Annotated in this window: 2 protein-coding genes; both read left to right on the forward strand. The window is 65.2% G+C overall.

From position 1 onward, the window contains the following. Positions 1 to 721 (forward strand): peptide chain release factor 2 (prfB, locus tag AC3AYF_RS20155; RefSeq protein WP_487780282.1); only part of this gene is annotated, 721 nt, incomplete at its 5' end. An 89-nt stretch (positions 722 to 810) separates the two neighbouring features. Beyond that, positions 811 to 2,355, forward strand: a complete 1,545-nt coding sequence (gene lysS / locus AC3AYF_RS20160) for a lysine--tRNA ligase (protein WP_295039229.1) — start codon at positions 811 to 813, stop codon at positions 2,353 to 2,355. Positions 2,356 to 2,426: the final 71 nt, after the last annotated feature.

Consider the following 2,426-nt stretch of genomic DNA (forward strand, 5'->3'; position numbering starts at 1 on the left):
CAACGCCTATCTCGACATCCAGGCCGGCTCCGGCGGTACCGAGGCCCAGGACTGGGCCAACATGCTGCTGCGCATGTACCTGCGCTGGGCCGAGCATCACGGCTTCAAGGCCGAACTGACCGAGGTGTCGGCGGGCGAGGTCGCGGGCATCAAGTCCGCTACCATCCACGTCCAGGGCGAGTACGCCTTCGGCTGGCTCAGGACCGAGACCGGGGTCCATCGGCTGGTGCGCAAGAGTCCGTTCGACTCCGGCGGCCGGCGGCACACCTCTTTCGCCTCGGTGTTCCTCTCTCCGGAGGTGGACGACAGCTTCGAGGTCGAGATCAACCCGGCCGACCTGCGTACCGACACCTACCGCTCCTCCGGCGCCGGCGGCCAGCACGTCAACACCACCGATTCGGCGGTGCGAATCACCCACGAGCCGACGGGTATCGTGGTGGCCTGCCAGAGCCAGCGCAGCCAGCACGCCAACCGCGACTTTGCCATGAAGCAGTTGAAGGCGAAGCTGTGGGAGCACGAGATGCAGAAGCGCAACGCCGCCAAGCAGCAGGCCGAGGAGAGCAAGGCCGACATCGGCTGGGGCAGCCAGATTCGCTCCTACGTCCTCGACGACCAGCGGATCAAGGACCTGCGTACCGGCGTGCAGAGCAGCAACTGCGACAAGGTGCTCGACGGCGATCTGGATCAGTTCATCGAAGCGAGTTTGAAGCAAGGTCTCTAGCTACGAGCTACGAGCTACGAGCGTTATGTTTTAGCTGAGACTTGCATTCGCGGCTCGCGGCTTTATTTCAATTTTCGACAGGCGACGACATGGCGAACCAGGACAACCCGCAATCTCCTTCCGATGCACCGCATGAAGCTCAGGAAGAAAACCGGCTGATCGCGGAGCGCCGTGCCAAGCTGGCGGCCCGCCGCGAGCAGGCGGCGGAGCAGGGCGGCAGCGCCTTCCCCAACGATTTCCGGCGCGACAGTCTGGCGGCGGATCTGCAGGCGGAACTGGGCGACAAGGAGAAGCCCGAGCTCGAGGCGCTCGATCGCCAGGCTGCCGTTGCCGGCCGCATCATGCGCAAGCGCGGGCCGTTCGTGGTGATCCAGGACGCTTCCGGGCAGATCCAGTTCTACGTCGACAAGAAGGGCCTGCCCGCCGAACTGCTGGAGGATATCCAGAGCTGGGATATCGGCGATATCGTCGCCGGCCGCGGCCCGGTCCACAAGTCCGGCAAGGGCGATCTCTACGTCATGCTGGTCGAGGCCAAGCTGCTGACCAAGAGCCTGCGGCCGCTGCCGGACAAGTTCCACGGCCTGACCGACCTGGAAGCGCGCTATCGTCAGCGCTACGTCGACCTGATCATGAACCCGCAGTCGCGACGGGTGTTCGAGGTGCGCTCCGGTGTCATCGCCGCGATCCGTCGGTTCATGGTCGAGCGGGGCTTCATGGAGGTCGAGACGCCGATGCTGCAGCCGATCCCCGGCGGCGCCACGGCGCGACCGTTCACCACGCACCACAATGCGCTGGATATCGACATGTATCTGCGTATCGCGCCGGAGCTCTATCTCAAGCGGCTGGTCGTCGGCGGGTTCGAGCGGGTATTCGAGATCAACCGCAACTTCCGCAACGAAGGGCTGTCGACGCGGCACAATCCCGAATTCACCATGCTCGAGTTCTACTGGGCCTACGCCGACTATCGCGATCTGCTCGACCTGACCGAGGCGATGATCCGTGACGCCGCCGAGCAGGTGCTGGGTACGACCACCGTCACCTACCAGGGCACCGACTACGACCTGGGGCAGCCGTTCCGCCGGCTGACCCTGCGCCAGTCGATTCTCGAGTACGGTGGCGAGGTCGAGGGCGGCGCCATCGGCGAAGCCGACATCGACACCCTCGAGGCCGCCAGGGTGACCTGTGAGCGCCTGGGCATCGCGACCAAGCCGAGCTGGGGGCTGGGCAAGCTGCAGACCGAGATCTTCGAGGAGGTCGCAGAAGCCAGGCTCGATCAGCCGACCTTCATTACCGAGTATCCGGCCGAGGTCAGCCCGCTGGCGCGACGCAACGATACCAACCCCCATGTCACCGACCGCTTCGAGTTCTTCGTCGGCGGGCGCGAGATCGCCAACGGCTTCTCCGAGCTCAACGATGCCGAGGACCAGGCCGAGCGCTTCGCGGCCCAGGCCGCCGAGAAGGACGCCGGTGACCTCGAGGCGATGTACTACGATGCCGACTACGTGCGCGCACTGGAGTACGGCATGCCGCCGACCGCCGGCGAGGGCATCGGCATCGACCGGCTGGTGATGCTGTTGACCGACAGTCCGTCGATTCGGGATGTGTTGCTGTTCCCGGCGATGCGTCCGGAATAATACGGAGCTACGAGCTACGAGCTACGAGCTACGAGCTACGAGCTACGGGCTACGGGCTACGGGCTACGGGC

It is taken from the genome of Salinicola sp. (assembly GCF_982684285.1).

Bases quoted from the DNA above. Each gene is read 5' to 3' on its own strand.
- lysS (WP_295039229.1), top strand. From the start codon at position 811: ATGGCGAACCAGGACAACCCGCAATCTCCTTCCGATGCACCGCATGAA.